This window comes from Streptomyces sp. AB3(2024) (assembly GCF_041862025.1).
Lineage (GTDB): Bacteria > Actinomycetota > Actinomycetes > Streptomycetales > Streptomycetaceae > Streptomyces.
Window position 1 is genome coordinate 29,290 of sequence record NZ_JBGWAB010000041.1, and the last position, 25,840, is coordinate 55,129.

A 25,840-nucleotide genomic window follows, 5' to 3' on the forward strand; every position below is an offset into this window, starting at 1 on the left:
CGTGTCCGATGAAAAGTGGCAGAACCCGGTGGCCGGGTTCGGCGTGACCTTCAAGGCCATGTTCAAGAAGCGCCTCACCGAGCAGTACCCGGAGCAGGAGAAGACCACCGCTCCGCGCTTCCACGGACGGCACCAGCTCAACCGCCACCCCGACGGTCTGGAGAAGTGCATCGGGTGCGAGCTGTGCGCCTGGGCCTGTCCCGCCGACGCGATCTACGTGGAGGGCGCGGACAACACCGAGGAGGAGCGCTACTCCCCGGGCGAGCGCTACGGTCGCGTCTACCAGATCAACTACGCCCGCTGCATCCTGTGCGGGCTGTGCATCGAGGCCTGCCCCACCCGGGCGCTGACGATGACGAACGAGTTCGAACTCGCCGACTCCAGCCGCGAGGCGCTGATCTACACCAAGGAGCAGCTCCTCGCGGGTCTGACCGAGGGCATGGTGGAGACCCCGCACTCGATCTTCCCGGGGACGGACGAGCAGGACTACTACCGGGGGCTGGTGACGGGCGCCGCCCCGGGGACGGTCCGGCAGGTGGCGGTCTCCAAGGGTGAGACGGCCGCCGACGCCGCGGACTCCACCGGCTCCGCCGGTTCCGCCGAGGAGGTGCAGGCATGAGCGCCCTCGCCGCCTCCGGCGCCACCCTCACCTCCACGGGCGAGGCCGTGCAGTTCTGGGTGCTGGGCACCGTCGCCGTCATCGGCGCGCTGTGCACGGTCCTGATGAAGAAGGCCGTCCACAGCGCCCTCTGCCTCGCCGGGACGATGATCATCCTGGCGGTGTTCTACCTCGCCAACGGGGCGTACTTCCTGGGCGTCGTCCAGGTCATCGTCTACACCGGCGCCATCATGATGCTCTTCCTCTTCGTGGTCATGCTCGTCGGCGTCACGGCGGCGGACTCGCTGAAGGAGACCCTCAAGGGGCAGCGCTGGCTCGCCGTCCTGTGCGGGCTCGGCTTCGGCATCCTGCTGATCGCCGGCATCGCCAACGCCGGGCTCACCCACTTCAACGGGCTCGGCCGGGTGAACTCCGCCGGGCACGTCCAGGGCCTGGCCGAGCTGATCTTCACCCGTTACATCTTCGCCTTCGAGATCACCGGCGCCCTGCTGATCACGGCGGCCGTCGGCGCGATGGTGCTCACCCACCGCGAGCGCACCGAGCGGGCCGCCACCCAGCGCGAACTCGCCGAGAAGCGGGTGCGCGAGGGCGTACAGCTCCCGCCGCTCCCGGCGCCCGGCGTCTACGCCCGGCACAACGCCGTCGACGTCGCCGGTCTGCTCCCGGACGGCACCCCGTCCGAGCTGACCGTCAGCAAGACCCTGCGGGCCCGCGGTCAGGTCCGCGACGTGTCGGGCCAGGCCCTGGAGGACCTCAAGGCGCTGGAGCAGGCCTCCGCGGAGCGCCTCGGCCGTGAGGAGGCCTCGAAGTGAACCCGGTCAACTACCTGTACCTGGCGGCCCTGCTGTTCACCATCGGCGCGGCCGGGGTGCTCGTCCGGAAGAACGCGATCGTGCTGTTCATGTGCATCGAGCTGATGCTCAACGCCTGCAACCTCGCGTTCGTGGCCTTCTCCCGGATGCACGGCAACCTCGACGGCCAGATCATCGCCTTCTTCACGATGGTCGTCGCCGCCGCGGAGGTCGTGGTGGGCCTCGCGATCATCGTGTCGCTCTTCCGTACCCGCCACTCGGCCTCGGTCGACGACGCCAGCCTGATGAAGCTGTAAGGGGCGTTCACACAGTGGAGAATCTGATTGCGCTGCTGATCGCGGCGCCCCTGCTCGGAGCGGTGGTGCTGCTCTGCGGCGGCCGGCGCCTCGACAAGGCCGGGCACTGGCTCGGCACCCTGTTCGCCGCCGTCTCCTTCGGCATCGGCGTGGCCCTGTTCATCGACATGCTGGGGCGCACCGCCGACGACCGGACGATGTACCAGCGCCTGTACACCTGGATCCCGGTCGAGGGCTTCCAGGCGGACATGGCGTTCCAGCTGGACCAGCTGTCGATGACCTTCGTCCTGCTGATCTCCGGCGTGGGCACGCTCATCCACATCTACTCCATCGGCTACATGGAGCACGACGAGCGGCGCCGCCGCTTCTTCGGCTACCTCAACCTGTTCGTCGCGGCGATGCTGCTGCTCGTCCTCGCCGACAACTACCTGCTGCTGTACTTCGGCTGGGAGGGCGTGGGCCTGGCCTCGTACCTGCTGATCGGGTTCTGGCAGCACAAGCCCAGCGCGGCCACGGCCGCGAAGAAGGCCTTCCTGGTCAACCGCGTCGGTGACATGGGCCTGTCGGTCGCGATCATGCTGATGTTCACCACGTTCGGGACCTTCGCCTTCGAGCCGCTCTTCGCGGCGGTCGGCGGGGCCACCGAGGGCAAGCTGACGGCCATCGGCCTGATGCTGCTGCTGGCCGCCTGCGGCAAGTCCGCGCAGGTGCCGCTGCAGTCCTGGCTCGGCGACGCGATGGAGGGCCCGACCCCGGTCTCGGCCCTGATCCACGCGGCGACCATGGTCACCGCCGGCGTCTACCTGATCGTCCGCTCGGCCGCGATCTTCAACGGGGCGCCGGACGCCCAGCTGGTGGTCACCGTCGTCGGCGCGGTCACGCTGCTCTTCGGTGCGATCGTCGGTTGCGCGAAGGACGACATCAAGAAGGCCCTCGCCGGGTCCACGATGTCGCAGATCGGCTACATGATCCTCGCGGCGGGCCTCGGCCCGATCGGCTACGTCTTCGCGATCATGCACCTGGTCACGCACGGCTTCTTCAAGGCGGGCCTCTTCCTCGGCGCCGGTTCCGTGATGCACGGGATGAACGACGAGGTGGACATGCGCAGGTACGGCGGTCTGCGGACGTACATGCCGATCACCTTCGTGACCTTCGGCCTCGGCTACCTCGCCATCATCGGCTTCCCGGGACTGTCGGGCTTCTTCTCCAAGGACAAGATCATCGAGGCGGCCTTCGCGAAGGGCGGCACCGAGGGCTGGATCCTCGGCGGAGTGGCCCTGCTGGGCGCGGCGATCACCGCCTTCTACATGACCCGGGTCATGCTCCTCACCTTCTTCGGCGAGAAGCGCTGGCAGCCGGACGCGCAGGGCCACGCCCCGCACCCGCACGAGTCCCCGAAGTCCATGACCTTCCCGATGATCGTGCTCGCCTTCGGGTCGGTCTTCGCCGGCGGGTTCTTCTCGATCGGCGACCGCTTCGTGGACTGGCTGGAGCCGGTCACCGGGGAAGCGCACGGCAACCCGCCGATCAGCGCCCTGACGGTCACCCTGTCCACCATGGTGGTCCTGGTGATCGGTGTCGCCATCGCCTGGGGGATGTACGGCAGGAAGCCCGTCCCGGTCGTCGCCCCGCGCGGCTCGCTCCTCACCCGGGCGGCCCGCCGCGACCTGTACCAGGACGACTTCAACCACGTCGTGCTGGTGCGCGGCGGAGAGCACCTGACCCGCTCGCTCGTCTACGTGGACCACAGCCTGGTCGACGGAGTCGTCAACGGGACGGCCGCCTCGGTCGGCGGGCTCTCGGGCCGGCTGCGCAAGCTGCAGAACGGCTACGCCCGCAGCTACGCGGTCTCGATGTTCGGGGGCACGGCGATCCTGATCGCCGCGACCCTGCTGATGAGGGCGGTGTGAGATGAGTTTCCCGCTTCTGACGGTGACGGCGGCCGTGCCCGCGGTCGGCGCGGTCCTCACGGCGGCCGTCCCGGCCTCCCGCAGGACCGCCGCCAAATGGCTCGCGCTGCTGTTCTCCCTGGCCACGCTGGCCCTGGCCGTGCTGGTCGCGGTCGGCTTCGAGCCCGGTGGCGACCGCTACCAGCTCACCGAGTCCCACGCCTGGATCCCCGACTTCGGCGTCCGCTACGAACTGGGCGTCGACGGCATCGGGGTGGCGCTGATCGCGCTCACCGCCCTGCTGATCCCCTTCGTGATCGGCGCCGGCTGGAACGACGCCGACCCCCTGGAGACGTCGAACTCGCGCTGGCGGCCGACGCAGGGCTTCTTCGCCCTGATCCTGATGGTCGAGGCGATGGTGATCATCTCCTTCGAGGCCACCGACGTCTTCCTCTTCTACATCTTCTTCGAAGCCATGCTCATCCCGATGTACTTCCTCATCGGCGGCTTCGGGGACCGGGCGCACTCCGGGACCGACGAGAACGCGGCCGCGCAGCGCTCGTACGCGGCGGTCAAGTTCCTCCTCTACAACCTGGTCGGCGGCCTGATCATGCTGGCCGCCGTCATCGGGCTGTACGTGGTCGCCGGGAACTTCTCCCTCCAGGAGATCACCGCCGCCCGCGCCGCGGGCACCCTGGACATGGCCACCAACACCGAGCGGCTCCTCTTCCTCGGCTTCTTCTTCGCCTTCGCGGTGAAGGCCCCGCTGTGGCCGCTGCACACCTGGCTGCCGAACGCGATGGGCGAGGCCACCGCCCCGGTCGCCGTCCTGATCACCGCGGTCGTCGACAAGGTCGGCACCTTCGCGATGCTCCGCTTCTGCCTCGGGCTCTTCCCCGACGCCAGCAAGTGGGCCACCCCGGTGATCCTCGTCCTGGCCCTGATCAGCATCGTCTACGGCGCGCTCCTCGCGGTCGGGCAGCGGGACATCAAGCGGCTGGTCGCCTACGCGTCGATCTCGCACTTCGGCTTCATCATCCTGGGCATCTTCGCGATGACCTCCCAGGGCCAGTCGGGCGCGACGCTCTACATGGTCAACCACGGCATCTCGACGGCCGCGCTGATGCTGGTCGCCGGATTCCTGATCTCCCGGCGCGGCTCGCGGCTCATCGCCGACTACGGCGGCGTCCAGAAGGTGGCCCCGGTCCTCGCCGGCACCTTCCTGATCGGCGGCCTCGCCACCCTCTCCCTGCCGGGCCTGGCGCCCTTCGTCAGCGAGTTCCTGGTGCTGGTCGGCACGTTCGCCCGCTACCCGGTCGTCGGGATCATCGCCACCGTCGGCATCGTGCTGGCGGCGCTCTACACCCTGGTCCTGTACCAGCGCACCATGACCGGCCCCGTCAAGGAGGAGGTCTCCGGCATGCGGGACCTGCGCCTGCGCGAGGTCCTCGTGGTCGCCCCGCTGATCGCGCTGCTGATCGGACTGGGCGTCTACCCGCAGCCGCTCACGACGATCGTCAACCCGGCGGTGGAGCACACCATGTCGGACGTGAAGCAGACCGACCCGAAGCCCGAGGTGGCCGTCGAGGCCAAGAATGGGGAGGCGGCGAAGTGAGCACCGCGACTGCTGCCCAGGCCCTGCTGACCCTGGCGGCCAACGGACCGGCCGACAAGATCCCGGCCCCGCACATCGAGTACGCGCAGCTCGCGCCCACGCTGATCGTGGTGGGCGCGGCCGTCCTCGGAGTCCTCGTCGAGGCCTTCGTCCCGCGCAAGTCCCGCTACTACGTCCAGGTGTTCCTGGCCGTCGCCGCCCTGGCCTCGGCCTTCGCGGCGGTCGTCGGCCTCGCCGCCGGCGGCTACGGCAGCACCAAGGCGCACATCGCGGCCATGGGCGCCATCGCCGTGGACGGCCCGGCCCTGTTCCTCCAGGGCACGATCCTGCTGGCCTCGATCGTGGCCGTGTTCACCTTCGCCGAGCGCCGCCTCGACCCGAAGGCGCACGGCAACCGGGTGGACTCCTTCGCCGCCCAGGCCGCGTCCGTACCGGGCAGCGACAGCGAGAAGGCCGCCGTCAAGGCCGGGTTCACCACCACCGAGGTGTTCCCGCTGGCGCTGTTCGCGATCGCCGGCATGCTGATCTTCCCGGCGGCCGACGACCTGCTGACGCTGTTCATCGCGCTGGAGGTCTTCTCCCTCCCGCTGTACCTGCTCTGCGCCGTCGCCCGCCGCCAGCGGCTGATGTCGCAGGAGGCCGCGGTCAAGTACTTCCTGCTCGGCGCGTTCTCCTCCGCCTTCCTCCTCTTCGGCATCGCCCTGATCTACGGCTACGCGGGCTCCGTCTCCTACGCGGTGATCGCCGACGTGGTCGACGGCACCGTCGCCAAGCTCGACCCGGCCCTGGCCTCCACCATGGGCAACGACGCGCTGCTGCTGATCGGCGGTGCGCTGATCCTGATGGGCCTGCTGTTCAAGGTCGGCGCGGTCCCCTTCCACATGTGGACCCCGGACGTCTACCAGGGCGCCCCGACCCCGGTCACCGGCTTCATGGCCGCCGCGACCAAGGTGGCCGCCTTCGGCGCGCTGCTGCGCCTGCTCTACGTGGTCCTCCCCGGCCTGCGCTGGGACTGGCGGCCGGTCATGTGGGGCGTCGCGATCGTCACGATGCTGGCGGGCGCGGTGATCGCCGTGACCCAGACCGACATGAAGCGGCTCCTGGCGTACTCCTCGATCGCGCACGCGGGCTTCATCCTGGCCGGTGTGATCGCGACCTCGGCGGAGGGCGTCCAGTCCGTCCTCTTCTACCTGTTCGCCTACTCCTTCGTGACGATCGGCGCCTTCGCGGTGGTCACGCTGGTGCGCGACGCGGGCGGCGAGGCCACGCACCTGTCGAAGTGGGCGGGGCTGGGCCGGCGTTCGCCGCTCACTGCGGCCGTGTTCGCCGTGTTCCTGCTGGCCTTCGCCGGCATCCCGCTGACCTCGGGCTTCGCGGGCAAGTTCGCCGTGTTCAAGGCGGCGGCGGAGGGCGGCGCGGGGGTGCTGGTCGTGGTCGGTGTGATCTCGTCCGCGATCGCCGCGTTCTTCTACATCCGGGTGATCGTGCTGATGTTCTTCAGCGAGCCGAAGGCCGACGGCCCGACCGTGGCCGTCCCCTCGCCGCTGACGATGACGACCATCGCGGTCGGCGTGGCCGTCACCCTGGTGCTGGGTCTGGCCCCGCAGTACTTCCTGGACCTGGCGGGGCAGGCGAGCACCTTCGTCCGCTGACCCGGCCGTACGCGACAGGGCCCGGCTCCCTCGGGGGAGCCGGGCCCTGTCGCGTGCGGGGTGCTATTCGGCGCTGCGCCGTTTCGGGGTGATGGCGGTCAGGTCGAGGTCGACGGGGAAGGGGACGGAGACCCTTAGGCGGTCGTGGAAGATGCCGGTGGCGACGTACTTCTCGGTGGCGGGGTCGAGTTCGTAGACGTAGACCACGGCCCGGCCTTCCTTGTTTTCCACCCGCCAGAAGTGGAGGATCCCGGCCCTGGCGTACTTCAACGGCTTCGTTTCGCGGTCGCGCCCGATGGAGTCGGGGGAGACCACTTCGATGGCCAGAACCACGGCCTCGGCAGGGAATCGCGTCTGTTCCAGAGCGTCGACGACATCCGCGCGCACGACGACGACGTCCGGCTCGGGCCGATTCAGCTTGTCGATGTCGATGGTGAATTCGCGGAAGACCTCGAAGTCGTCAGGGGCCACCGATTGCAGTTGCCACTTGCACAAGTCGATGGCCCGCTCGTGGAAGACGCTCTGCGGACTCACGAAGACCAGGCTCCCGTCGATCAGCTCCGTGTGCGGAGGCAGATTCGGAAGCGTGTCCAGGTCGTCCGCGGTCCAGCCGCCCGCCGGCGGGATCGGCCAGCGCGGCCCCGGCTCCGGTTCAGGCTGCGGCGCTGCGGATTCGACGCTCATCAGTGCTCCCATGGGGCAGAGTCTCGCGAGTCTGCTCAGCGTAGCGCCGGACAATCGCGGAACCCCGTCCTTTCGGGTGAGGCATATGCGGGAGGCAGTTGACGACGTCGGTCGGTGCCGCCTAGTGGCCGTGCGCGTGCGTCGACGGTGTGGTGGCGCCCGGTACCACCGGGGCCTTGTTCGGGCAGGGAAGGGCCGGGTTCCAGTTGTGGAAGCGGCCCGCCGGGTTCTTCTCGTACGCCCACATGTGCAGGTCGTAGTGCTTGGGCATGCCCGCCCAGTGGCCGGGCATCGGCCCGTCGAAGGGCAGCCCGAACATGCTGGGCCGGTCGTCGGTGGTCGTCAGGTCCTGGTCGCGGTCGGTGGACATCCACTCCACGGTCTGGAGCTTGCGCCGGCCGTTGCGGTCCTTCGTGTAGCTGTAGAGGAGCGCGGTCGGCCTGGCGGGGTCCTTCGAACCCCAGTAGGCCTCCTTGACGTAGTGGTAGCCCATGGAGCCGACCCCGAACGGGTTGCTCATGCACGCTTCGCCGTGCGGGACGTACCCGTCCTTGATGGCCTCCTGTTCGTCCACGTACTTGGCCGTCACCGAGATCGCCGTCGCCATGTCCCGCATGGCCTGACGGTTGCGCGGGTCGGGCGCGGGACCGTCCACCGCGTGGGCCGCGGGCACGGCGGCGAGGCCGAGCGACACGGCGGCCGCGCAGGCGAGAACGGGCTTCAGGCTGCGTACGGGCATCGGAACTCCTGGAGGGATGAGGCCGTTTCGTCCACCATCAGGGCGCTCGGAACGCCCTGCACGCGGCGGGCCTCCGAACGGGGGCAGCCCCCTCCCCTAAGGGGTGGCGGCGGGGGCGACCGGGCGGGGTCTGGTGGTGCCGGGGCGGCAGGTGAGCGCGGTGTTGAAGGGCTCGAACCGTCCGGCGGGGTTGTCCTTCCACAGCCACAGGTGCAGCGAGTAGTGCACCTTCTGCCCCGGGAAGCGCGGGGGCAGCGGGCCGCGGAAGGGCTCCCCGAACAGGGACGGGCGGTCGTCGTCGGTCTCCACCAGGCCGTCCTTGTCCACGACCATCCATTCGAGGCCGGCCAGGCGCCAGCGGCCCTTGCCGTCGCCCTCGTAGAGCAGGGCGGTGGGCTTGGCCGGGTCGACGGAGCCGTCGTAGGCGTGGTTGAAGTGCGGGTAGCCGAGGGAGCCGGTGCCGCCGGACGGGTTCGTGACGCAGTACTTGTCGGGGACGTACCCGTCGGCGACGCCGACGCTGTGCCGGTGGTACTTGGCGGTGGCCCGGTAGGTCAGGGCCAGCTGGGCGGCGGGCGCGAGCCGGGACGACGGCCCGGCGGCCGGGGTGGGCGGGGCGGGCGCGGCGGCGGCCGACGGCGCGGCCGCCAGGGTCGCGGCGGCCGCGAGGGCCAGCGGGACGAGCGGGATGAGCTTCGCTTTGCGAGGGGGCATGCGAGCAGCCTCACCCGGCCCCTCCGGCCCCGCCACGGGTGGGGGAGCGTACGGGTGGCCGGGCCGCCCGTGCGGCCTACGCACGGGCGCGGGTCCCCGCGGGGCGGCGGGAAGGCCCGCCACCCCGCAGGAGGGTCTAGCCGGCCGAGCCCACGATCCGGCCGGTGACCTCGCCGAGGCCGACGCGGGTGCCGTCGGCGCCGGGGGCCCAGGCGGTGAGGGTGACGGTGTCGCCGTCCTCCAGGAAGGTGCGCTTGCCGTCGGCCAGCTCGATGGCGTCGCGGCCGTTCCAGGTGAGCTCCAGGAGCGAGCCGCGCTGGTCGACCTCGGGGCCGCTGACGGTGCCGGAGCCGAACACGTCGCCCGTGCGCAGCGAGGCGCCGTTGACGGTCATGTGGGCCAGCTGCTGGGCGGCGGTCCAGTACATCGAGGCGAACGGCGGGCGCGCCACCTCCTGCCCGTTGATGGAGACGGTGATGTGCAGGTCGAAGCCGCCGGGGCGGTCGGCCGCGGAGTCGTCGAGGTAGGGCAGGAGCGGGAAGTCCCGGGCGGGCGGGGCCACGCGGGCCGCGTCCAGGGCCTCCAGGGGGGTCACCCAGGCGGAGACGGAGGTGGCGAAGGACTTGCCGAGGAAGGGGCCGAGCGGCACGTACTCCCAGGCCTGGACGTCTCGCGCGGACCAGTCGTTGAGGAGGAAGAGGCCGAAGACGTGGTCCTCGAAGTCGCCGAGCGCGACGGGGTGGCCCAGCTCGGAGGGGGTGCCGACGACGAAGCCGACCTCCGCCTCGATGTCGAGCTTGACCGAGGGCCCGAAGACGGGCGCCGGGTCGGTGGGGGCCTTGCGCTGCCCGGAGGGGCGTACGACGTCCGTGCCCGACACCACGATCGTTCCCGACCGGCCGTGGTAACCGATGGGCAGGTGCTTCCAGTTGGGGGTCAGCGCGTCCCCGTCCGGGCGGAAGATCTTGCCGACGTTGGTGGCGTGGTGCTCGCTCGCGTAGAAGTCGACGTAGTCCGCGACCTCGTACGGCAGGTGCAGGGTGACGGTGTCGAGCGGCAGCAGGTGCGGCTCTACGGTCCCGCGGTGGCCGGGGTCGGTCACCCAGGCGGTCAGGGCGCGGCGCACGTCCCGCCAGGCGGTGCGGCCGGCGGCCAGCAGGGGGTTCAGCGAGCCCTGGGCGAGGAGTCCGGCGTACGGGGACCCGAGCGCGACGGCCACGGCCCCGGCGTCGAGCACGTGCCCGCCGATCCGCACGCCGACGCGGCGGCGCTGCGGCTCCTCGGAGGTGCTGAACACGCCGTAGGGGAGGTTGTGCGGCCCGAACGGGTCGCCCTCGGGAACGTCGAGGGGGCTCTGCTGGGGCATGGGGTACTGCCTCGCTTTCCATGCGGTCCGGGGGTGTCCCGGGGGCTGGCTGACACGTTACGTGTCTGGTGGGGTCTGTGGGAGGCCGGATTCGGGCGCTATTTGTAGGACTTGTCCAATGGGGTCCGTATCCTTGGCGCCGTGACTTCCGCCCTTCCCTATGTCTTGATCGCCACTGACCTGGACGGGACTCTGCTGTGCGCCGCGGACACCGTCTCCGCCCGCTCCCACGCGGCCCTCGCCACGGCGCGCGCGGCGGGAGCCCAGCACATCGTGGTCACCGGACGCCCCGTCCCGCAGGTCCGGAAGATCCTGGAGGATCTTGGGTATACGGGGCTCGCGGTGTGCGGGCAGGGCGCGCAGGTGTACGACACGGCGCGCGGGCGCCTGCTGCACTCCGTCTCGATGGACCGCGGCCTTGCGGAGGTGGCCCTCGGCAAGATCGAAGCCGAGGTCGGCGAGGTGTACGCGGCCGTCAACCAGGAGGGGCTCGACGGGGAGACCCTGATGGGACCGGGCTACCGGATGTGGCACCCGCACCTGCCCATGGTCCGCGTCCCCCGGCGCGAGGACCTCTGGTCGGCGCCGATCAACAAGGTGCTGCTCCAGCACCCGCGCCTGGACGACGACGAGCTGACGCGACTGGCGCGCGCGGTGGCCGGGGACCTGGTGAACGTCACGATGGCCGGGGAGCACACGGTGGAGCTCCAGCCGCCCGGCGTCGACAAGGCGGACGGGCTGGCCCGCGCGGCGGAGGTCCTGGACCTGCCGGCCTCGTCGACGATCGCCTTCGGCGACATGCCGAACGACGTCCCGATGTTCGCCTGGGCGGCGCACGGGGTGGCGATGGCCAACGCCCACCGCGAGCTGCTGGCCGTGGCCGACGAGGTGACCCTCTCGAACGAGGCGCACGGCATCGCGGTGGTCCTGGAGCGCCTCTATTCCTGAACGCGCCGGACCGGACTCCGGCCGACGGCCCAGGGCGGGGTGAGCTCCCAGGTGTGCGCGCCGGGGTGGGCCAGGTACGCCCAGCAGCCCGTGCCGCGGCCGGGGGTGGTGGCCGGGCAGTCGGGCAGGGTGACGACTGTTTCCAGCCACCCGTCGCTGCCCGGGCCGGGCCACTGGGCCCACAGGGCCGCACCGGAGCCGGAGTCGTGGACCAGGTCCATGTGGGGTCCGGAGTGCCGTTCGAGCGCGCAGCGCAGCTCGGGGCCCTCCGCGAGCGCGGCCCGCAGGGCGCGGGCGTTCCCGGCGAGGAGTTCCGCGAGGGCGTCGAGGTGGGAGGCCGACAGGAGCCCGGGCGCCCCGCAGGGGTTGCTCACGCGGACCACCCCCGGGCGACGATGCAGGCCACGCAGCAGACCCAGGCGACGGCCCCCAGGGTCACGGCGAGCGCGGTGGCCCGCTCGGCGGGGGGTCGTTCCGGGCCCCTCACGGCCGGCCCTCCGCGCTGCGGGCGTTGCACCGTGCGATCTCGGCCCGGAGCCGCTCCATGGGGTCGGCGAGCCGCACCTCGCGCGGCTCCGCCTCCCACTCGGGGCCCCCGCGCACGGGCCGCAGCGCCCAGTACGGTCCGGCGAGGCCCCGGAACTCCCCGAGCCGGTCGTCGCGGCCGGTGTCCACGACGAGGGTTCCGGGAACGGGGGGCGGGGGAAGGGGCGTTCCACACACGGCGGTTCCTCTCCGTAGCGATGCCGCTACCAAGCGGGTTCAGAGTGGCCGGGCGGTGGGGACACTTCAACTTGCCAGTGCGGAACGGAAGATTGGTCACGAGCCTGTGAATCGCAAGGAGTTGAACCCCGAAGCGGGCCCCGAAGCCGCCTTCGGGGCACGTCTGCGCAGCTCGCGGGAAGAGCGCGGCTGGAAGCAGGAGGAGCTCGGGAAGCGGCTGGGCTACTCCAGCACGCACGTCTCGGCGGTGGAAACCGGGCGCAAGATTTCTACTCTGCGTTTCGCGCGCAGTGCGGACGCGGTCTTCGGCACCGCGGGGACCGAGAACACGTTCGAACGCCAGTGGCGGGAGATCCGGCACGGCGTCCTGCTGGAGGGCTTCCCGGAGTTCCTCGGCTACGAGAGCCGGGCGGTGGAGATCCGGCTGTACGAGGTCGGCGTCATACCGGGACTGCTCCAGACGCCGGAGTACGCGACGGTGGTCACCGAGAGCACCGTCAAGAGAGGTGCCATCACGGCGGATCACGCGAGGGAGCGAATCGCCGTCGTCTCGGAGCGGCAGGCGGCGTTGCTCCGCACTCCCCCGCCGCTGGTGTTCGTGGTGTTGGACGAGAGCTGTCTGCGTCGACCCATTGGCGGACGTGCCCTCATGGAGGAGCAGTTCACGCGACTGCTCGAATTCGCCGAATTGCCGAACACTGTCCTCCAGGTCGCTCCGTTCGACATGGGAGAGCGTCGCCCGCTCAGCCTGCCCGTCACGGTGCTGACACTGCCCGACCGCTCGATCATGTCCTACTCCGAATCCGCCCAACGGGGACATCTGGAACGGGACAACAGCTCCGTGGTGCCGATGCTGACGGCCTACCATCAGCTGCAGGCCGGAGCGCACTCGCAGGCGGCTTCTGTGGCCATGATCGATCAGCTAAGAAAGGGCACGTCGTGACGATCGAATCCCCCCGCTGGTTCACGTCCTCCTACAGTGAAAACGGCGGCCAGTGCGTCGAGGTCGCCACCAACCTCGTCGCCTCGCGCGGTGTCGTTCCCGTCCGGGACTCCAAGCGCGCCGATGGTCCGGAACTCGACTTCACCGCCGCCGCGTTCTCCGCCTTCGTGGACGGCGTCAAGGCCGTCTGACGTCGAGAAAGGGCACCTCGTGACGACCGAATCCCCCCGCTGGTTCAAGTCCTCCTACAGCGACAACGGCGGCGCCTGCGTCGAGGTCGCCACCAACCTCGTCCCGTCGCGCGGTGTGGTCCCCGTCCGGGACTCCAAGCGCACCGACGGCCCCGAACTCGGCTTCACCGCCGACGCGTTCTCCGCCTTCGTCGACGGTCTCAAGGCCGTCTGAGCGGCCCGGCGGGCCCCGGGCGGGCAGCCCGGGGCCTGTTCGGCTGACCGCCGGCCGGCTACTGCATCAGCTCGATATGGGGATGCTCCGGAGCCGCCGGGCAGAAGTAGAGCTGCTGTTTGTAGCCGCTGCCGATCTGGATCCGGGTCGGTTGCGTCAGGTCGCGGTAGCGGGGGTCGGTCGAGGATGCGGCGGCCTGGTCTTCGTACGGGATCCAGCTGCCGTTGCTGCTGTCCCATTCGAAGGTGGCGATGGTCAGCAGCGGGTCCATCGCGGTGCCGCACGCGGGGCAGGACCGGGGAGCGGGGTCGGTGTAGCCCCACATGGGCCAGCCACCGACCTTCCACCCGGGGGCGACGGACAGGTGGCTCCCGTAGAACGAGTCCGGGTAGGGGGCGTAGGAGCTGTCCACACCGGCGCCGGCCTCCTGCCACAGGCTCCAGTCCCCGATCTGCTCCAGCAGTTCCCCGCTCAACTCCCCGGGACCGGGGTACTCGGTGACCTGCTCCGGCGCGAGCACGCACGGCTCCGGCAGGTATTCCTCGACGACCAGGGGCGGTTCCGGGGGTGAGGTGAGGACCTCGTTGACGGCGGCCGCGGACCGCCAGACCACCACGGTCCTGGGCATGTACTGCTCCGGAGGGTGGTCGAAGGGGCACCACAGCACCTGGAGCAGGTCCGCCCCGGCCCCCGCGGGCGGGCGCAGCCCGGGGACGTCACGCACGTAGAGCTGGGCCAGGGGCAGCAGGGCGACCGGGCCCTCAAGCCACGAGCTGTCGTGCCAGGTTTCGTCGGAGTCGAGCCGGTCCAGGACCGCCTGCTCCGCAGGTGTGTACCCCGGGGCGGGCGCATCGCCGTCCGGGTGCATCGCCTCGCTCGCCCGGATGCGCTGCTGCAGGCGCAGCTCGGCCAAGGCGTGGTCCCCGCCCTCGTGCGGGGCGTCGCAGTGCGGCCAGGGCTCGGGGGGGGGGGGGGGGGCGGCCGGGGCCCCGCCCCCGCCCCCCCCCGGCCCCCCCCCCACCGAACTGTCGTGCACCGAAGGAGCTCCGGGGCGGGGATGCAACCGGGTCGCCGTGCGTGCCAGCGGGGCCAGTCGGGGGAAGACCGCGGTGACGTCGAGCGGCCGCGGCGGGGTGGTACGGACGGCATCCATGACGACGATGCTGCCAGCACCCTCTGACAGCGCCGATCACCGATCCACGACGGTACTTGGCGGTCGCGGCAGGGAGTCGTCGCGGAAGCCGCGCCCGGACCCTAGCCCGCCGTCCTCGGCAGGCGGCGTTCCCAGGTGCGGTGGAAGACGACCTCCTCGCCCTCCCGGCACACCACCTCGTTGGACGTCAGGAAGCCGCCCTCGTCGCACGTGATCTCCGAGCGGGTCTCCACCCGGGCGTCCCAGCCCTCCTCCGGCCGGTGGAGCCGGATCCGCCACTGCGAGCGGCAGGCCGCGGACAGCGGATCGGCGTCCTGGATCTCGTAGACCTCCGCCGCCTCCTCCTCGTACTCCAGGCCGTCCGGGTAGACCCGGGTGCCGCCGTAGCGGGGGTCCACCTCCAGGCGCCAGGTGCCGCGCGCCACGTCCCGTACGACCAGCCGCTCGGGGTGCGGCCCGTCCAGGGTCTCGGGGTAGGACACGCCCAGCGGCTCCGCCTGTTCCGGGGCCTCGAAGACGATGCCCGCGTCCGTGGCGGGGGAGCCCGCGCGGACCGGGAGTTCCAGGGTGGAGCCGGTCGGGTCGAGGGTCCAGCCGGCCTCGGAGCCGGCGCGGGGCCAGATCCACGGCCAGTACGCGGAGGACAGGGCGAGGCGGATCCGGTGGCCGGGAGGGAAGGCGTGGCCGATGCCGTTCAGCTCGAAGGTGACGTCCTCCTGCGCGCCCGGGGTCCACGGCGCCGCCCGGTCCCGGCCCCGGCGGGCCGACAGGTTCAGCGCGCCCCGGGTGACCAGGGTCGAGGACCCGTCGGGGGCGACGTCGCACAGCCGGGCCACGACCTGCCCGTACGGGACGTCCATCCGCAGCCGCAGGGTCACCGACGGGCGGCCGAGGATCTCCACCGGCTCGCCCGGCGCCACCGGGAACTCGAAGCAGGCCGACTTCGCGTCCTCCTCCCGCTGGTCCGGCGGCAGGTCGGCGGCGTTGCCGAAGGGGAAGAAGCGGCCCGCGTCCAGCCCGGTGTGCTGGGGCGAGGCCACGACCACCGGGGCGCCCTGGAGCCCGTAGGAGACGGGGACCACCGTCGGGGAGGGCCAGGCCCGGTCGCCGACCCAGCGGCCCTCCAGCCGCTCGTACACGGTCGCGGGGCGGTGCGACTCGCTGATCCAGGAGCGCAGCAGCGGCTCCTCCATGACCCCGTTGTCCTCGCCCTTGAGCCAGTGGTCCCACCAGCGCAGGGTCTCCTGGAGGAAGCCGATGGCCGGGCCCGGCGGCAGTCCCCGGTCTGGGTACTGGTGCGACCAGGGGCCGATCAGCCCCCGGACGCGGGAGGCGGGCAGCGCGGAGACCAGGCGCAGGACCGTGTCCCGGTACGGGTCGTGCCAGCCGCCGACGGCGAGGACGGCCGCGCGGACGGCCCCGTAGTCCTCGCAGACGCTGCCGTGGCGCCAGTAGGCGTCCCGGGTCTGGTGGGAGAGCCAGGTGTGGATCAGGGGCTCCATGCCCTCCAGGCGGTCGGTCCACTGGCGGCGCCAGCCGTCCCCGGCGTAGCGGGGGTCCGGCGGGCGGGCGGTGAAGGCCAGCATCGTGGCGGCCCAGGCGTGCATGTCCACGGCGAGGACCGAGCCGCCCATGTAGTGCACGTCGTTGTCGTAGCGGTCGTCGGTGGAGCAGACGGTGACGACGGCCTTCAGCGCCCGGGGGGCGAGCGCGGCGATCTGGAGGCTGTTGAAGCCGCCCCAGGAGATCCCGAACATGCCGACCGCGCCCGTGCACCAGGGCTGGGCGGCCAGCCACTCCACCACGGCGACCCCGTCGGCCAGTTCCCGGGCGTCGTACTCGTCGCCGGGGCGGCCCCCGCTGACGCCGTGGCCGCGCACGTCGACCCGTACGGAGGCGTAGCCGTGGCCCGCGTACCAGGGGTGGCGCTGGGCGTCGCGCGGGGCGGTCCAGTCGGTGAGCCGGTACGGGAGGTACTCCAGCAGGGCCGGGACGGGCCCGTCGGTGACCGGGCGCCAGATGCGGGCGTACAGCTCGACGCCGTCGGGCATCGGGATGCGGACGTCCTCGTGGGTGGTCGCGTACGGGAAGTCGGTTCGGATGATCATCGGAGTGGTTTCACCGGCCCCTCAGTGGACGGGATGCATCGTGCGGCGCAGCCAGGGCGCCAGCGCGATCACTGCCAGGCCCGCCGCGACCGCGACGGCGCCGTTGACGCCGAAGTACACCGGGTCGGACACGGTGCCGTAGACCTTGACCACCTGGGCCTGGATGCCGTTGGCGAGGGCCAGGGAGAGGAACCACAGGGCCATCGTCTGGTTGGTGTAGGCCTTGGGGGCGAGCTTGGTGGTGGCCGACATGCCGGAGGTCTCCAGCAGGACGTCGCCGAGCCCCAGCAGCAGGTACGAGCCGACGATCCACCAGGCGGCCATCTTGTACGCCTCGCCGTCGTGGCCCGAGGTGGGGATCACCATCAGCAGGAACGACAGGCCGCCCAGGATCACCCCGATGGCGATCTTGTTGGAGGCGTGCGGCTGGCGGGGCCCCATGCGGACCCACAGCGCCGCCACCACCGGGGCCAGCAGCACCTCGAAGGCGCCGAGCGCCGACGCGTACCAGCCCGCCGGGAAGTCGAAGCCGAGGATCTCGGTGCGGGCGTTCGTCGAGGCGAGCAGCATCATCGTCGAGTAGGCCTGGAAGAGGATGAAGTTGAAGGCGACCGAGGCCAGGAAGAGGACCACGTAGGGGCGCAGGCGTCCGCGCTCCTCGGCGCTGACGCGCGGGCTGCGGAACATGAGCGTGAAGTAGACGACCGGGGCGATCACCGAGGCGAGGGTGAGGAGATCGACGAGACGGCCCATCGTCAACCAGCCGACGACCGCCAGGAGGGTGGCGATGACGGCGAAGGCGACGCAGCCGCCGACGATCTTCCGGACGGCGGCGCGCATCGCGTCGGGGGGAAGGGCGTACTCGGCCGAGTGCTTGCGTCCGGCCAGATGGCGGCGTCCGAGGACGTACTGGACGAGCCCGGCGGTCATCCCGATGGCGGCGGCGGAGAAGCCCCAGTGCCAGCCCTTGTGCTCGCCGAGCCAGGCGGTGACCAGCGGTCCGGCGAACGCGCCGATGTTGATGCCCATGTAGTAGAGGGCGAAGCCGGCGTCGCGCCGCTGGTCGGCCGTCCGGTACAGCTTGCCGACCATGCCGGCCACGTTGGGCTTGAGCAGGCCGGTGCCCGCGCTGATCAGGCCGAGGCCCACCCAGGTCATGGTGGCCGTGGGGACGGCCATGGCGTAGTGGCCGCAGGCGATCAGGATGCCGCCGGAGAGGACGGCGCGGTAGGAACCGAGGATGCGGTCGGCGAGCCATCCGCCGGCCACGGAGACGAGGTAGACCATGGTCCCGTAGGCCGCCGAGACGGAGGCGGCCGTGGCCGGGTTCATCCCCAGGCCGCCGTTCGCGACCGTGTCCGCGAAGTAGAGGACGAGGATGGCCTGCATGCCGAGGAAGGAGAACCGCTCCCAGACCTCAAGCCCGGAGAGGGTGGCGAGACCCCTGGGGTGACCGAGGAAGGCGTGGTCGTCGCCGGGTGGCGGCTGGTCCGCCTCCGGGTCTCTGGGTTCGTCTATATCGGTCACAGTTCTGGACAAAACGTACTCTCCGGTTGTTTCGGGTCCCTTAGAACATACCGGTGCGGATCGGGCGATGCGCACGTGGCGACCGGGCAGGCGCTCTGGGTGATCGAAAACAGACCGGATACGCTGGCTTGAGTGATGGCAGCGACACATCGACAATCCAGGTGATCGTCAGCGTGATCGTCAGCAGACAGGAGTACCCCTCGTGACCGTCGTCGGGCCGTTCGGACTGAGCGTGCGGGACCAGGCTCTTGAAACCGATGTCCAGGCCGGACTGGCCGCCGTCGAGGCGGGTCTGCTGGAAGCCACCAAGAGCGAAGTCCCCTTCATCACCGAGGCCGCCCAGCATCTGGTGCGCGCCGGAGGCAAGAGGTTCCGGCCGCTGCTGGTGATGCTCGCCTCCCGCTTCGGCGACCCCTACGCGCCCGGGATCGTGCCGTCCGCGGTGGTCGTGGAGCTCACCCACCTGGCCACGCTCTACCACGACGACGTCATGGACGAGGCGGACGTGCGCCGCGGGGTGGAGAGCGCCAATGCCCGCTGGGGCAACTCGGTGGCCGTCCTGACGGGTGACTTCCTGTTCGCCCGCGCCTCGCACATCCTGGCCGACCTCGGCCCCGAGGCCGTACGCGTCCAGGCCGAGGCGTTCGAGCGGCTGGTGACGGGCCAGATCCTGGAGACGGCCGGTCCGCGCGACGGCCGCGACCCGGTCGCGCACTACCTCGACGTCATCGCCGGCAAGACCGGCTCGCTGATCGCGGTCTCCGGCCGCTTCGGGGCGATGATGTCCGGGGCCGACGAGTCGGTCGTCGACATCCTGACCCAGTACGGCGAGCGCCTCGGCACCGCCTTCCAGCTCGCCGACGACGTCCTCGACATCGCCTCCGACTCCCACGAGTCCGGCAAGACCCCCGGCACCGACCTGCGCGAGGGCATCCCCACGCTCCCCGTGCTGCGGCTGCGGGAGATGGCCGAGCGGGACGGCCGCGAGGAGGACCTGGAGCTCGTACGGCTGCTGGACGGTGACCTGAGCGACGACGCCCGGCACGCCGAGGTGCTCGCCCGGCTGCGGGTGCACCCCGCGCTGGAGCAGGCCCGCCGCGACACCATCCAGTACGCGCAGGACGCGCGCGCCACGCTGGCCCCGCTGCCGGAGTGCTTCGCGAAGTCGGCCCTGGAAGAGCTGTGCGACGCGGTGGTCCACCGGGCCGGCTGAGCCGTCCCCGCCGACACCGCAAGGGGGCCCCTCGCCCGCCGCGACCCCTACGGGTCCGGGGTGAGGGGCCCCCTTCGTGTCATCCCACGGTCGTACGCGCAGTTGATTCCGGGGACTGACGCCCCGGGGCCGCCCATTTGGTCAGATGGAGTCATCAACCCCACCGGATCGGGTGAGAGCGGCGACACGGGGGTCGCCGCCACATACACAGAGGGCAGGGCACTGACATGGCAGCGAACACGAAGACCTCTCGCAAGGCCGCCCGGTACGCGGTACCGGTAGCGGTGGCGGGCGTCGCCGCGGCGACCGTGGCGATGGTTCCGGCCTTCGCCAACGCCGGCGGCCCGGACCTGCCCAAGGTGACGGCGCAGCAGCTGATCGAGAAGGTCGCCGCCTCCGACGTCCAGCAGCTCACCGGCACGGCCAAGCTCAGCACCGACCTGGGCCTGCCCACGCTCGCCTCCGGCCTGCTGGGCGGCGGCGGGGTCGCGGGAGGCTCGGCCGACCCGCAGGACAAGGTCGCGCAGCTGGCCAACGGCACCCACACCTTCCGTGTCGCGGCCGACGGCCCGGACCGGCAGAAGCTGACCTTCCTGGACGGCAAGGACGAGTACACCCTCGTCCACAACGGCACGGACGTCTGGGGCTACGATTCCAAGTCCAACGAGGCCTTCCACGACAAGGCCGACGGCAAGGAGGCCGGCAAGGACGGGGCCAAGGGCAAGGAGCACCCGAAGACGGCCGACCGGCTCGCGGCCTCGCCGCAGCAGCTGGCCCAGGACCTGCTCAAGCAGGCCGGCCCGACCACCGACATCGCCGTGGGCGACACCGCACAGGTCGCCGGCCGCGACGCCTACCAGCTCGTCCTGAAGCCCAAGCACGGCGGCTCCACCGTCGGCTCCGTCCAGATCGCCGTCGACGCCAAGAACGGTGTGCCGCTGCGCGTCCAGGTGCTCTCCAGCCAGGGCGGCAAGCCGATCGCCGAGGCGGGCTTCACCCAGGTCGACTTCGCCAAGCCGGCCGCCGACGCCTTCTCCTTCGCCCCGCCCAAGGGCGCCAAGGTGACCGAGGGCGCGGACAAGGCCGCGGGCAAGGGCGGGGACCACGGCAAGGAGTTCGGGCCGCTGGACTCCTTCCCCGGTCTGGACGCCCTCACCGGCGGGGCGAACGGCAAGGACGGCAAGGGTGACGTGAAGGTCCTCGGCGAGGGCTGGGCGACGGTCGCGCGCATCGACACCGGTGCCGGCAAGAGCCTGGGCGACATCGAGAAGGACAAGAACGCGCCGAAGGAGGCCAAGCAGTTCCTGAACTCCCTCGGGGACAAGGTCAGCGGGAAGTTCGGCGAGGGCCGGATCTTCTCCACCCGCCTGGTCAACGCGCTGATCACCGATGACGGCAAGGTCTACGTCGGCGCGGTCACCAAGGACCAGCTGGTGAAGACGGCGAACTCCGCCAAGTAGGCGCACCACCGACGGGGGTGGCCGGGGACGTGTGTCCCCGGCCACCCTTGTCCTGTTCCGCTCCTGCGTACAGCACGGCCGCTGTACCGTGAACGCCATGTCGAGACACGTCACCATCCGCCTGGACGAAGAGTTCCACGAGCGCCTCAAGGCGCGCGCGGCGGCGCTGGGGACGACGGTGACCGCGCTGATCACCGAGGTCACCGAGCGCGAACTCGACGAGGACCGGAAGACCTTCCTGTCCGGCATCGAGGAGTTCGCCGACCACTGGGGCTACTTCCAGGAGCGGTTCGGCAATTGAAGATCACCATGGAGTGGGCCTGGACGGCCCTGGCCCACCATCTGCCGTCGGATCCCGCCGTGTGGGACCCCTCCGGGGTCGCCGCGGCCGTCGCCCGGCACCAGAACGACCTGGTGCTGGTGCCCGAGCAGCCCGCTCCGGACACGGCCTGGCGGGCCGCCGCGTTCCTGCACACCCTCGCCGTGTGCCCCGCGCTGGAATCCCCGATGAACGAGTTCTACGCGGCCGCGGCCACCCGCTCGTACCTGCGGGTGGCCGGGGCCAAGCAGCTGCCCTCGCCGGAGGAGCTGGGCGACCTGGTGGAGGCCGCGAAGCTGGGCCGGGTGGACATCGGGGCGGTCGCGGAGGAACTGCGCGCCCGCATCCAGGAACCCGTGCCCGCCTCGCTGCGGTCGGCCGCCGAGGACGCGTAGCACCACCGGCGCCTCGTCGGGGGGACCGGCCGTCAGAAGGTGATCTTCCAGCTGTTGATGTAACCGACGTCCTGCGCCCCCACGTCCTTGACCTGGAGCTTCCAGACCCCGTTGGCCACCTCGCTCGACGCGTTCACCGTGTAGGTGGCGATCACGTTGTCGGCCGAGTCCGAGCTGGAATTCTTCAGCAGGTACGCCGTGCCGTCCGGGGCGATCAGGTTGATCACCAGGTCACCGCGGTAGGTGTGGACGATGTTGACGTCGACCTTGGTGGTGGCGGGAGCGTTGCCCGTGACGCCGGAGACCGTGATCGGCGAGGTCACCGCGGCGCCGGGGGAGTCCGGGATGTTCACGTCCGCGGTGTTCTCGAAGGACGGGCCCGGCGGGACCGGGGTGGCCGCCCCGAGGTTCCAGATCGCGTAGGCGATGGCGTCCGCGTTGCGGTCCAGGGCGGTGTCGTTGATGTTCGCGGTGGTGTCGCAGGAGGAGTGGTAGCAGGCGTCGAAGGCCTGGCCGGAGGTGCCGCCCCACTTCTGGGCCTGCGCCGCCGTCTTGGTGTAGTCGGCGCCGGAGAACAGGCCGCCGACGGGGATGCCCGCGCTCTTGAAGGGGGCGTGGTCGGAGCGGCCGTCGCCCTCGGTCTCGATCTCGGTGGGGATGCCGAGGCCGGCGTAGTAGTTCTTGAAGGTCTGCTCGATGGTCGGGTCGTCGTCGTAGACGAAGTAGCCCGGGTTCGGCGAGCCGATCATGTCGAAGTTCAGGTAGCCGGAGATCTTCGCCTTCTCGGCCGCCGGCAGGTTGTTGACGTAGTACTTCGAGCCGATCAGGCCCAGCTCCTCCGCGCCCCACCAGCCGAAACGCAGGTGCTTGGTGGGCTGCAGGCCCGCGCGGGAGACGGCCAGCGCCGACTCCAGGACGGCCGCCGAGCCGGAGCCGTTGTCGTTGATGCCCGCGCCGGCCGTCACCGAGTCGAGGTGGGAGCCGGACATCAGCACGGAGTTCGGGTCGCCGCCCGGCCAGTCGGCGATCAGGTTGTAGCCGGTGGCGCCGCTGGAGGTGAAGGTCTGCAGCGTGGTGGTGAAACCGGCCGCGTCCAGCTTGGCCTTCACGTAGTCGATCGAGGCCTTGTAGCCGGACCGGCCGTGGGCGCGGTTGCCGCCGTTGGCGGCGGCTATCGAGGAGAACTGCGCCAGGTGCGCCTTGACGTTGGCCAGCGGGATGTCGGGCGGGGTCGGCGCGGCGGCGACGGCCGTGGGCGCGGCGAGCGCGGCGGGGGAGGTGGCGGCCAGCAGGCCCGCGACCGCGAGTGCGGTCACGGCGGCCAGGCGCCGGGAGACGGACAGGCTCATGTGGGGGCTCCGGGATTCCGTATGGGGATGAGACGGAACGTGCGGGATCGATCAGATGAACGATGATGCGCCAGTGCGAGCCTGATGTTCAGTGAGAGCGTGACGGCCCGTCAAGACCACAATCCGGTCAAGGGAGTTCGGTAAACGGACGATCCCCGGTACGAAGGTTTCGTACCGGGGACCGGGGGAGAGGAGTGAAGGCCGTTACGCGGGCCCGCGGGTGGGGGCCGCCCCCGCCGCGGGGGCGTCGGCAGGCGGGGCGGCGGGCTCGGTGACGGGGGCCGCCGCGCTCCCCGCGGCCTCCGCGAGCCGGGCCCGCGAGCGCCGGGAGCTGTGCAGCGCGTCCCAGCTCAGCAGGACCAGCGCGGCCCAGACCAGGGAGAAGCCGGCCCAGCGCTCCGGCGGCATAGCCTCGTGGAAGTACAGCACCCCGAGCCCGAACTGGAACACGGGCGCCAGGTACTGCAGCAGCCCCAGCGTGGACAGCGGGACCCGGATCGCGGCCGCCCCGAAGCAGACCAGCGGGATCGCGGTGACCAGCCCGGTCGAGGCGAGCAGGGCGGAGTGTCCGAGCCCCAGTGAGGCGAACGTCGAGCGTCCCTCGGCGGCGAGCCACAGCAGGTAGCCCAGGGCCGGCAGGAACAGCATCGCCGTCTCGGCGGTCAGCGACTCCAGCCCGCCCATGCCGAGCTTCTTCTTGATCAGCCCGTAGGTGGCGAAGGAGGAGGCCAGGGCGAGCGAGATCCACGGCGGACGCCCGTACCCGATGGCCAGGACCAGGACGGCGGCGAAGCTGATGCCGACCGCCGCCCACTGGAGGCGGCGCAGCCGCTCCCCGAGGACCAGGACGCCGAGCGCGATGGTCACCAGCGGGTTGATGAAGTAGCCGAGGCTGGCCTCGACCACGTGGCCGTTGTTGACCGACCAGATGTACAGGCCCCAGTTCACGCTGATCACGGTCGCGGCCAGCGCGGTCAGCGCCAGCTTGCGCGGCTGGCGCAGCAGCTCCGCCATCCAGCTCCAGCGGCGCAGCGCGATCAGCGCGACGCCGACCACCGCCAGTGACCACACCATGCGGTGGGCGAGGATCTCGATCGCCCCGGACGGCTTGAGCAGCGGCCAGAAGAGGGGGACCAGCCCCCACATCCCGTACGCGCCGAATCCGTAGAGCAGACCCGTGCGCTGCTCGTTCTGTGCCTTCACGGGCCCTCCAGTGCGACTTCCGGCCAATCTCACAACCTCACGACCGTAGCGCCGCAGAGAGCCGCTGTCATGCCCGTTACGGCGAGATACTCATGACACCCGGCCGCCGTCGCACGGTCCTCAGACCAGGGCGGCGCCGATGGCCCGCGCGACCGGGGTCGTCGGCCGTCCGATCAGCCGGGCCAGGTCCCCGCTGGTCCCGGCGAGACGGCCGCGCGAGATCGCCGCGTCCACGTCGACCAGGAGCGCCGCGAAGCCCTCGGGTACCCCGGCCCCGGTCAGCGCCGTCAGGTGCGCGTCCGCCGGGACGGCGGAGTACGCGACCTCGCGCCCGGACTGCCGCGCCACCTCGGCGGCGTACTCGGCCAGGCTCCAGGCGGTGTCCCCGGAGAGCTCGTAGACCCGGTTCAGGTGGCCCTCGCCGGTCAGTACTTCGGCTGCCGCCGCCGCGTAGTCGGCGCGGGCCGCCGAGGCGATCCGGCCCTCGCCCGCGCTGCCGAGGACCGCCCCGTGCTCCAGGACCGCGGCCAGCTGCGCGGTGTAGTTCTCGTGGTACCAGCCGTTGCGCAGGAAGGTGTAGGGGAGGCCGGAGTCGAGGACCGCCTGCTCGGTGACCTTGTGCTCGGCCGCCAGCTCGAAGTCCGCCTCGGGCCCGCCGAGGATCCCGGTGTAGGCCAGCTGGGCCACCCCGGCCGCCTCCGCCGCCTTGATCACGGCCGTGTGCTGCGGGACGCGGCGGCCGACCTCGCTGCCGGAGATCAGCAGCACACGGTCGCCGGCCCGGAAGGCGCCGGCCAGGCTCGCGGGGTCGTCGTAGTCCGCGACCCGAACCTCGATGCCGCGCGCGGCCAGGTCTGCGGCCTTCTCCTCGTTCCGTACGACGACGGCCAGCCGGTCAGCGGGAACCTTGCCCAGCAGCTCCTCGACGACGAGGCGGCCGAGGGATCCGGTGGCTCCGGTGACGACGATGCTCATGACGCTCACGCTCCTGTGCGGGTGTCTCTGGTGTTCTCCTGCGGTGATGACACGAGCTTATGGAGAGCGCTAACTATCTGTAAGTACCCACTTCAAAGTAAGGTACTGGTATGGAAGTAAGTGTCAAAGCCCCCATGTGTCCTTCGCGCGGGATCCTGGAGCACGTCACCAGCCGCTGGGGCGTCCTGGTGCTCGCCGCCCTGTTCGAGCGCTCGTACCGGTTCAGCGAGCTGCGCCGCGAGGTGGGCGGGGTCAGCGAGAAGATGCTGGCCCAGACCCTCCAGACCCTGGAACGCGACGGCTTCGTCCTGCGCCACGCCCGCCCGGTGATCCCGCCGCACGTGGACTACTCCCTGACGGACCTGGGCCGTGAGGCCGCCGAGCAGGTGTGGGCGCTGGCGCGCTGGACCGAGCGGCGCACCGGCGAGGTGGAGCGGGCCCGCGTCGCGTACGACGAAGCCCGGACCGTCGCGTACGACGAAGCCCGGACCCCGTAGCGGGATCCGGGCTTCCGTACGGCTGCGGCCGGCCGGCGGCCGCCTGCTATCCGACGACCGTCCAGGTGTCGTTGCCCGCGAGCAGGGTCGCCAGGTCGCCCTTGCCCTTCTGGTCGACGGCCTTGTCGAGCTGGTCGGCCATGAGGGTGTCGTAGACGGGGCGGGTGGTGTCGCGGAAGACGCCGATGGGGGTGTGGTGGAGGGTGTCGGGGTCGGCGAGGCGGGAGAGGGCGAAG

27 protein-coding genes and 1 pseudogene are annotated in these 25,840 nt (G+C 71.2%); 15 read left to right on the top strand and 13 right to left on the bottom strand.

Annotated elements, in window-relative coordinates:
- Positions 1-58 precede the first annotated feature (58 nt).
- Genes nuoI through nuoN form a run of 6 tightly spaced genes read left to right on the top strand, consistent with a single transcriptional unit; the run spans position 59 to position 6,883 of the window.
- On the top strand, positions 59-619 hold the full coding sequence (gene nuoI, locus ACEPPI_RS18240) for an NADH-quinone oxidoreductase subunit NuoI (protein WP_373916297.1): 561 nt from the start codon (positions 59-61) through the stop codon (positions 617-619).
- On the top strand, positions 616-1,431 hold the full coding sequence (locus tag ACEPPI_RS18245; RefSeq protein ID WP_373916275.1) for an NADH-quinone oxidoreductase subunit J: 816 nt from the start codon (positions 616-618) through the stop codon (positions 1,429-1,431). Before nuoI ends, ACEPPI_RS18245 begins: the two co-directional genes overlap by 4 nt.
- A complete protein-coding gene (nuoK, locus tag ACEPPI_RS18250) occupies positions 1,428-1,727 on the top strand; it encodes an NADH-quinone oxidoreductase subunit NuoK (RefSeq protein WP_030236326.1) in 300 nt (99 codons plus the stop codon). Before ACEPPI_RS18245 ends, nuoK begins: the two co-directional genes overlap by 4 nt.
- Before the next feature lie 14 nt (positions 1,728-1,741).
- Positions 1,742-3,637, top strand: a complete 1,896-nt coding sequence (gene nuoL / locus ACEPPI_RS18255) for an NADH-quinone oxidoreductase subunit L (protein ID WP_373916276.1) — start codon at positions 1,742-1,744, stop codon at positions 3,635-3,637.
- 1 nt (position 3,638) lies between these two features.
- A complete protein-coding gene (locus ACEPPI_RS18260; protein ID WP_373916277.1) occupies positions 3,639-5,231 on the top strand; it encodes an NADH-quinone oxidoreductase subunit M in 1,593 nt (530 codons plus the stop codon).
- Complete coding sequence (nuoN, locus tag ACEPPI_RS18265) at positions 5,228-6,883, top strand: NADH-quinone oxidoreductase subunit NuoN (protein ID WP_373916278.1); 1,656 nt, start codon at positions 5,228-5,230, stop codon at positions 6,881-6,883. Before ACEPPI_RS18260 ends, nuoN begins: the two co-directional genes overlap by 4 nt.
- A 63-nt stretch (positions 6,884-6,946) precedes the next feature.
- Here nuoN and ACEPPI_RS18270 read toward each other — a convergent pair whose 3' ends face one another.
- The 4 genes from ACEPPI_RS18270 to fahA all read right to left on the bottom strand — a co-directional run bounded on the left by ACEPPI_RS18270 (position 6,947) and on the right by fahA (position 10,386).
- Positions 6,947-7,567 (bottom strand): Uma2 family endonuclease, encoded by a 621-nt coding sequence (locus ACEPPI_RS18270; RefSeq protein WP_373916279.1) that lies wholly within the window; start codon positions 7,565-7,567, stop codon positions 6,947-6,949.
- A 121-nt stretch (positions 7,568-7,688) separates the two neighbouring features.
- The gene (locus ACEPPI_RS18275; RefSeq protein WP_373916280.1) at positions 7,689-8,306 is read right to left on the bottom strand and encodes a hypothetical protein; all 618 of its coding nucleotides are present in this window, start codon (positions 8,304-8,306) and stop codon (positions 7,689-7,691) included.
- 96 nt (positions 8,307-8,402) lie between these two features.
- Positions 8,403-9,020 (bottom strand): hypothetical protein, encoded by a 618-nt coding sequence (locus ACEPPI_RS18280; RefSeq protein WP_373916281.1) that lies wholly within the window; start codon positions 9,018-9,020, stop codon positions 8,403-8,405.
- A 136-nt stretch (positions 9,021-9,156) separates the two neighbouring features.
- Positions 9,157-10,386, bottom strand: a complete 1,230-nt coding sequence (fahA, locus tag ACEPPI_RS18285; protein ID WP_373916282.1) for a fumarylacetoacetase — start codon at positions 10,384-10,386, stop codon at positions 9,157-9,159.
- A gap of 141 nt (positions 10,387-10,527) precedes the next feature.
- On the opposite strand from fahA, the gene ACEPPI_RS18290 reads away from it, so the two are divergent.
- Positions 10,528-11,334 carry an HAD family hydrolase gene (locus ACEPPI_RS18290; protein ID WP_373916283.1) on the top strand — a complete coding sequence of 269 codons (807 nt, stop codon included), beginning with the start codon at positions 10,528-10,530 and terminating at the stop codon, positions 11,332-11,334.
- Here ACEPPI_RS18290 and ACEPPI_RS18295 read toward each other — a convergent pair.
- Positions 11,325-11,708: a hypothetical protein gene (locus tag ACEPPI_RS18295; protein WP_373916284.1), complete on the bottom strand. Its 384-nt coding sequence runs from the start codon at positions 11,706-11,708 to the stop codon at positions 11,325-11,327. The genes ACEPPI_RS18290 and ACEPPI_RS18295 overlap by 10 nt on opposite strands.
- A 109-nt stretch (positions 11,709-11,817) precedes the next feature.
- Complete coding sequence (locus ACEPPI_RS18300) at positions 11,818-12,009, bottom strand: hypothetical protein (RefSeq protein WP_373916285.1); 192 nt, start codon at positions 12,007-12,009, stop codon at positions 11,818-11,820.
- 154 nt (positions 12,010-12,163) lie between these two features.
- On the opposite strand from ACEPPI_RS18300, the gene ACEPPI_RS18305 reads away from it, so the two are divergent.
- From ACEPPI_RS18305 to ACEPPI_RS18315, 3 genes are read left to right on the top strand one after another with little or no spacing between them, the layout of a single operon-like run.
- The gene (locus ACEPPI_RS18305) at positions 12,164-13,000 is read left to right on the top strand and encodes a helix-turn-helix transcriptional regulator (protein ID WP_285526340.1); all 837 of its coding nucleotides are present in this window, start codon (positions 12,164-12,166) and stop codon (positions 12,998-13,000) included.
- Positions 12,997-13,191, top strand: coding sequence for a DUF397 domain-containing protein (locus ACEPPI_RS18310; RefSeq protein WP_373916286.1), 195 nt, complete (start codon positions 12,997-12,999; stop codon positions 13,189-13,191). The genes ACEPPI_RS18305 and ACEPPI_RS18310 overlap by 4 nt, the downstream gene beginning before the upstream one ends.
- 19 nt (positions 13,192-13,210) lie before the next feature.
- Positions 13,211-13,405 (top strand): DUF397 domain-containing protein, encoded by a 195-nt coding sequence (locus ACEPPI_RS18315; RefSeq protein ID WP_351036966.1) that lies wholly within the window; start codon positions 13,211-13,213, stop codon positions 13,403-13,405.
- 58 nt (positions 13,406-13,463) lie between these two features.
- Here the strand turns inward: ACEPPI_RS18315 and ACEPPI_RS18320 are convergent, their stop codons facing one another.
- The 3 genes from ACEPPI_RS18320 to ACEPPI_RS18330 all read right to left on the bottom strand — a co-directional run bounded on the left by ACEPPI_RS18320 (position 13,464) and on the right by ACEPPI_RS18330 (position 18,184).
- Entirely contained in the window at positions 13,464-14,318 is an 855-nt protein-coding gene (locus tag ACEPPI_RS18320; RefSeq protein ID WP_373916287.1) for a hypothetical protein, read from the bottom strand.
- A 341-nt stretch (positions 14,319-14,659) separates the two neighbouring features.
- A complete protein-coding gene (locus tag ACEPPI_RS18325) occupies positions 14,660-16,666 on the bottom strand; it encodes a CocE/NonD family hydrolase (RefSeq protein ID WP_373916288.1) in 2,007 nt (668 codons plus the stop codon).
- A 21-nt stretch (positions 16,667-16,687) separates the two neighbouring features.
- The gene (locus ACEPPI_RS18330; protein WP_373916298.1) at positions 16,688-18,184 is read right to left on the bottom strand and encodes a peptide MFS transporter; all 1,497 of its coding nucleotides are present in this window, start codon (positions 18,182-18,184) and stop codon (positions 16,688-16,690) included.
- 211 nt (positions 18,185-18,395) lie between these two features.
- Between ACEPPI_RS18330 and ACEPPI_RS18335 the strand changes: the two genes are divergently transcribed.
- The 4 genes from ACEPPI_RS18335 (at position 18,396) to ACEPPI_RS18350 (ending at position 21,580) form a co-directional block, all read left to right on the top strand.
- Positions 18,396-19,406: a polyprenyl synthetase family protein gene (locus tag ACEPPI_RS18335; RefSeq protein ID WP_373916289.1), complete on the top strand. Its 1,011-nt coding sequence runs from the start codon at positions 18,396-18,398 to the stop codon at positions 19,404-19,406.
- Between the two features lie 227 nt (positions 19,407-19,633).
- A complete protein-coding gene (locus ACEPPI_RS18340) occupies positions 19,634-20,866 on the top strand; it encodes an outer membrane lipoprotein carrier protein LolA (protein ID WP_373916290.1) in 1,233 nt (410 codons plus the stop codon).
- Positions 20,867-20,963: 97 nt separating this feature from the next.
- A complete protein-coding gene (locus tag ACEPPI_RS18345; protein WP_234333790.1) occupies positions 20,964-21,167 on the top strand; it encodes a hypothetical protein in 204 nt (67 codons plus the stop codon).
- The gene (locus ACEPPI_RS18350; protein ID WP_373916291.1) at positions 21,164-21,580 is read left to right on the top strand and encodes a hypothetical protein; all 417 of its coding nucleotides are present in this window, start codon (positions 21,164-21,166) and stop codon (positions 21,578-21,580) included. Before ACEPPI_RS18345 ends, ACEPPI_RS18350 begins: the two co-directional genes overlap by 4 nt.
- A 32-nt stretch (positions 21,581-21,612) precedes the next feature.
- Here ACEPPI_RS18350 and ACEPPI_RS18355 read toward each other — a convergent pair whose 3' ends face one another.
- From ACEPPI_RS18355 to ACEPPI_RS18365, 3 genes are all read right to left on the bottom strand, one after another.
- Positions 21,613-22,929, bottom strand: coding sequence for a M28 family metallopeptidase (locus tag ACEPPI_RS18355; protein WP_373916292.1), 1,317 nt, complete (start codon positions 22,927-22,929; stop codon positions 21,613-21,615).
- A gap of 204 nt (positions 22,930-23,133) precedes the next feature.
- Positions 23,134-24,132 (bottom strand): EamA family transporter RarD, encoded by a 999-nt coding sequence (gene rarD, locus ACEPPI_RS18360; RefSeq protein WP_373916293.1) that lies wholly within the window; start codon positions 24,130-24,132, stop codon positions 23,134-23,136.
- A 120-nt stretch (positions 24,133-24,252) separates the two neighbouring features.
- Positions 24,253-25,107: an SDR family oxidoreductase gene (locus ACEPPI_RS18365; protein WP_373916294.1), complete on the bottom strand. Its 855-nt coding sequence runs from the start codon at positions 25,105-25,107 to the stop codon at positions 24,253-24,255.
- Between the two features lie 110 nt (positions 25,108-25,217).
- Between ACEPPI_RS18365 and ACEPPI_RS18370 the strand changes: the two genes are divergently transcribed.
- Positions 25,218-25,604, top strand: coding sequence for a winged helix-turn-helix transcriptional regulator (locus ACEPPI_RS18370; RefSeq protein ID WP_373916295.1), 387 nt, complete (start codon positions 25,218-25,220; stop codon positions 25,602-25,604).
- Positions 25,605-25,650: 46 nt separating this feature from the next.
- Here ACEPPI_RS18370 and ACEPPI_RS18375 read toward each other — a convergent pair.
- Positions 25,651-25,840, bottom strand: a pseudogene (locus tag ACEPPI_RS18375) (2-oxoacid:ferredoxin oxidoreductase subunit beta); the annotation flags it as partial.

Bases quoted from the DNA above. Each gene is read 5' to 3' on its own strand.
- nuoI (WP_373916297.1), top strand. From the start codon at position 59: ATGTTCAAGAAGCGCCTCACCGAGCAGTACCCGGAGCAGGAGAAGACC.
- ACEPPI_RS18245 (WP_373916275.1), top strand. From the start codon at position 616: ATGAGCGCCCTCGCCGCCTCCGGCGCCACCCTCACCTCCACGGGCGAG.
- ACEPPI_RS18260 (WP_373916277.1), top strand. From the start codon at position 3,639: ATGAGTTTCCCGCTTCTGACGGTGACGGCGGCCGTGCCCGCGGTCGGC.
- ACEPPI_RS18270 (WP_373916279.1), bottom strand. From the start codon at position 7,567: ATGAGCGTCGAATCCGCAGCGCCGCAGCCTGAACCGGAGCCGGGGCCG.
- ACEPPI_RS18275 (WP_373916280.1), bottom strand. From the start codon at position 8,306: ATGCCCGTACGCAGCCTGAAGCCCGTTCTCGCCTGCGCGGCCGCCGTG.
- ACEPPI_RS18280 (WP_373916281.1), bottom strand. From the start codon at position 9,020: ATGCCCCCTCGCAAAGCGAAGCTCATCCCGCTCGTCCCGCTGGCCCTC.
- fahA (WP_373916282.1), bottom strand. From the start codon at position 10,386: ATGCCCCAGCAGAGCCCCCTCGACGTTCCCGAGGGCGACCCGTTCGGG.
- ACEPPI_RS18325 (WP_373916288.1), bottom strand. From the start codon at position 16,666: ATGATCATCCGAACCGACTTCCCGTACGCGACCACCCACGAGGACGTC.
- ACEPPI_RS18340 (WP_373916290.1), top strand. From the start codon at position 19,634: ATGGCAGCGAACACGAAGACCTCTCGCAAGGCCGCCCGGTACGCGGTA.
- ACEPPI_RS18345 (WP_234333790.1), top strand. From the start codon at position 20,964: ATGTCGAGACACGTCACCATCCGCCTGGACGAAGAGTTCCACGAGCGC.
- ACEPPI_RS18355 (WP_373916292.1), bottom strand. From the start codon at position 22,929: ATGAGCCTGTCCGTCTCCCGGCGCCTGGCCGCCGTGACCGCACTCGCG.
- ACEPPI_RS18365 (WP_373916294.1), bottom strand. From the start codon at position 25,107: ATGAGCATCGTCGTCACCGGAGCCACCGGATCCCTCGGCCGCCTCGTC.
- ACEPPI_RS18370 (WP_373916295.1), top strand. From the start codon at position 25,218: ATGGAAGTAAGTGTCAAAGCCCCCATGTGTCCTTCGCGCGGGATCCTG.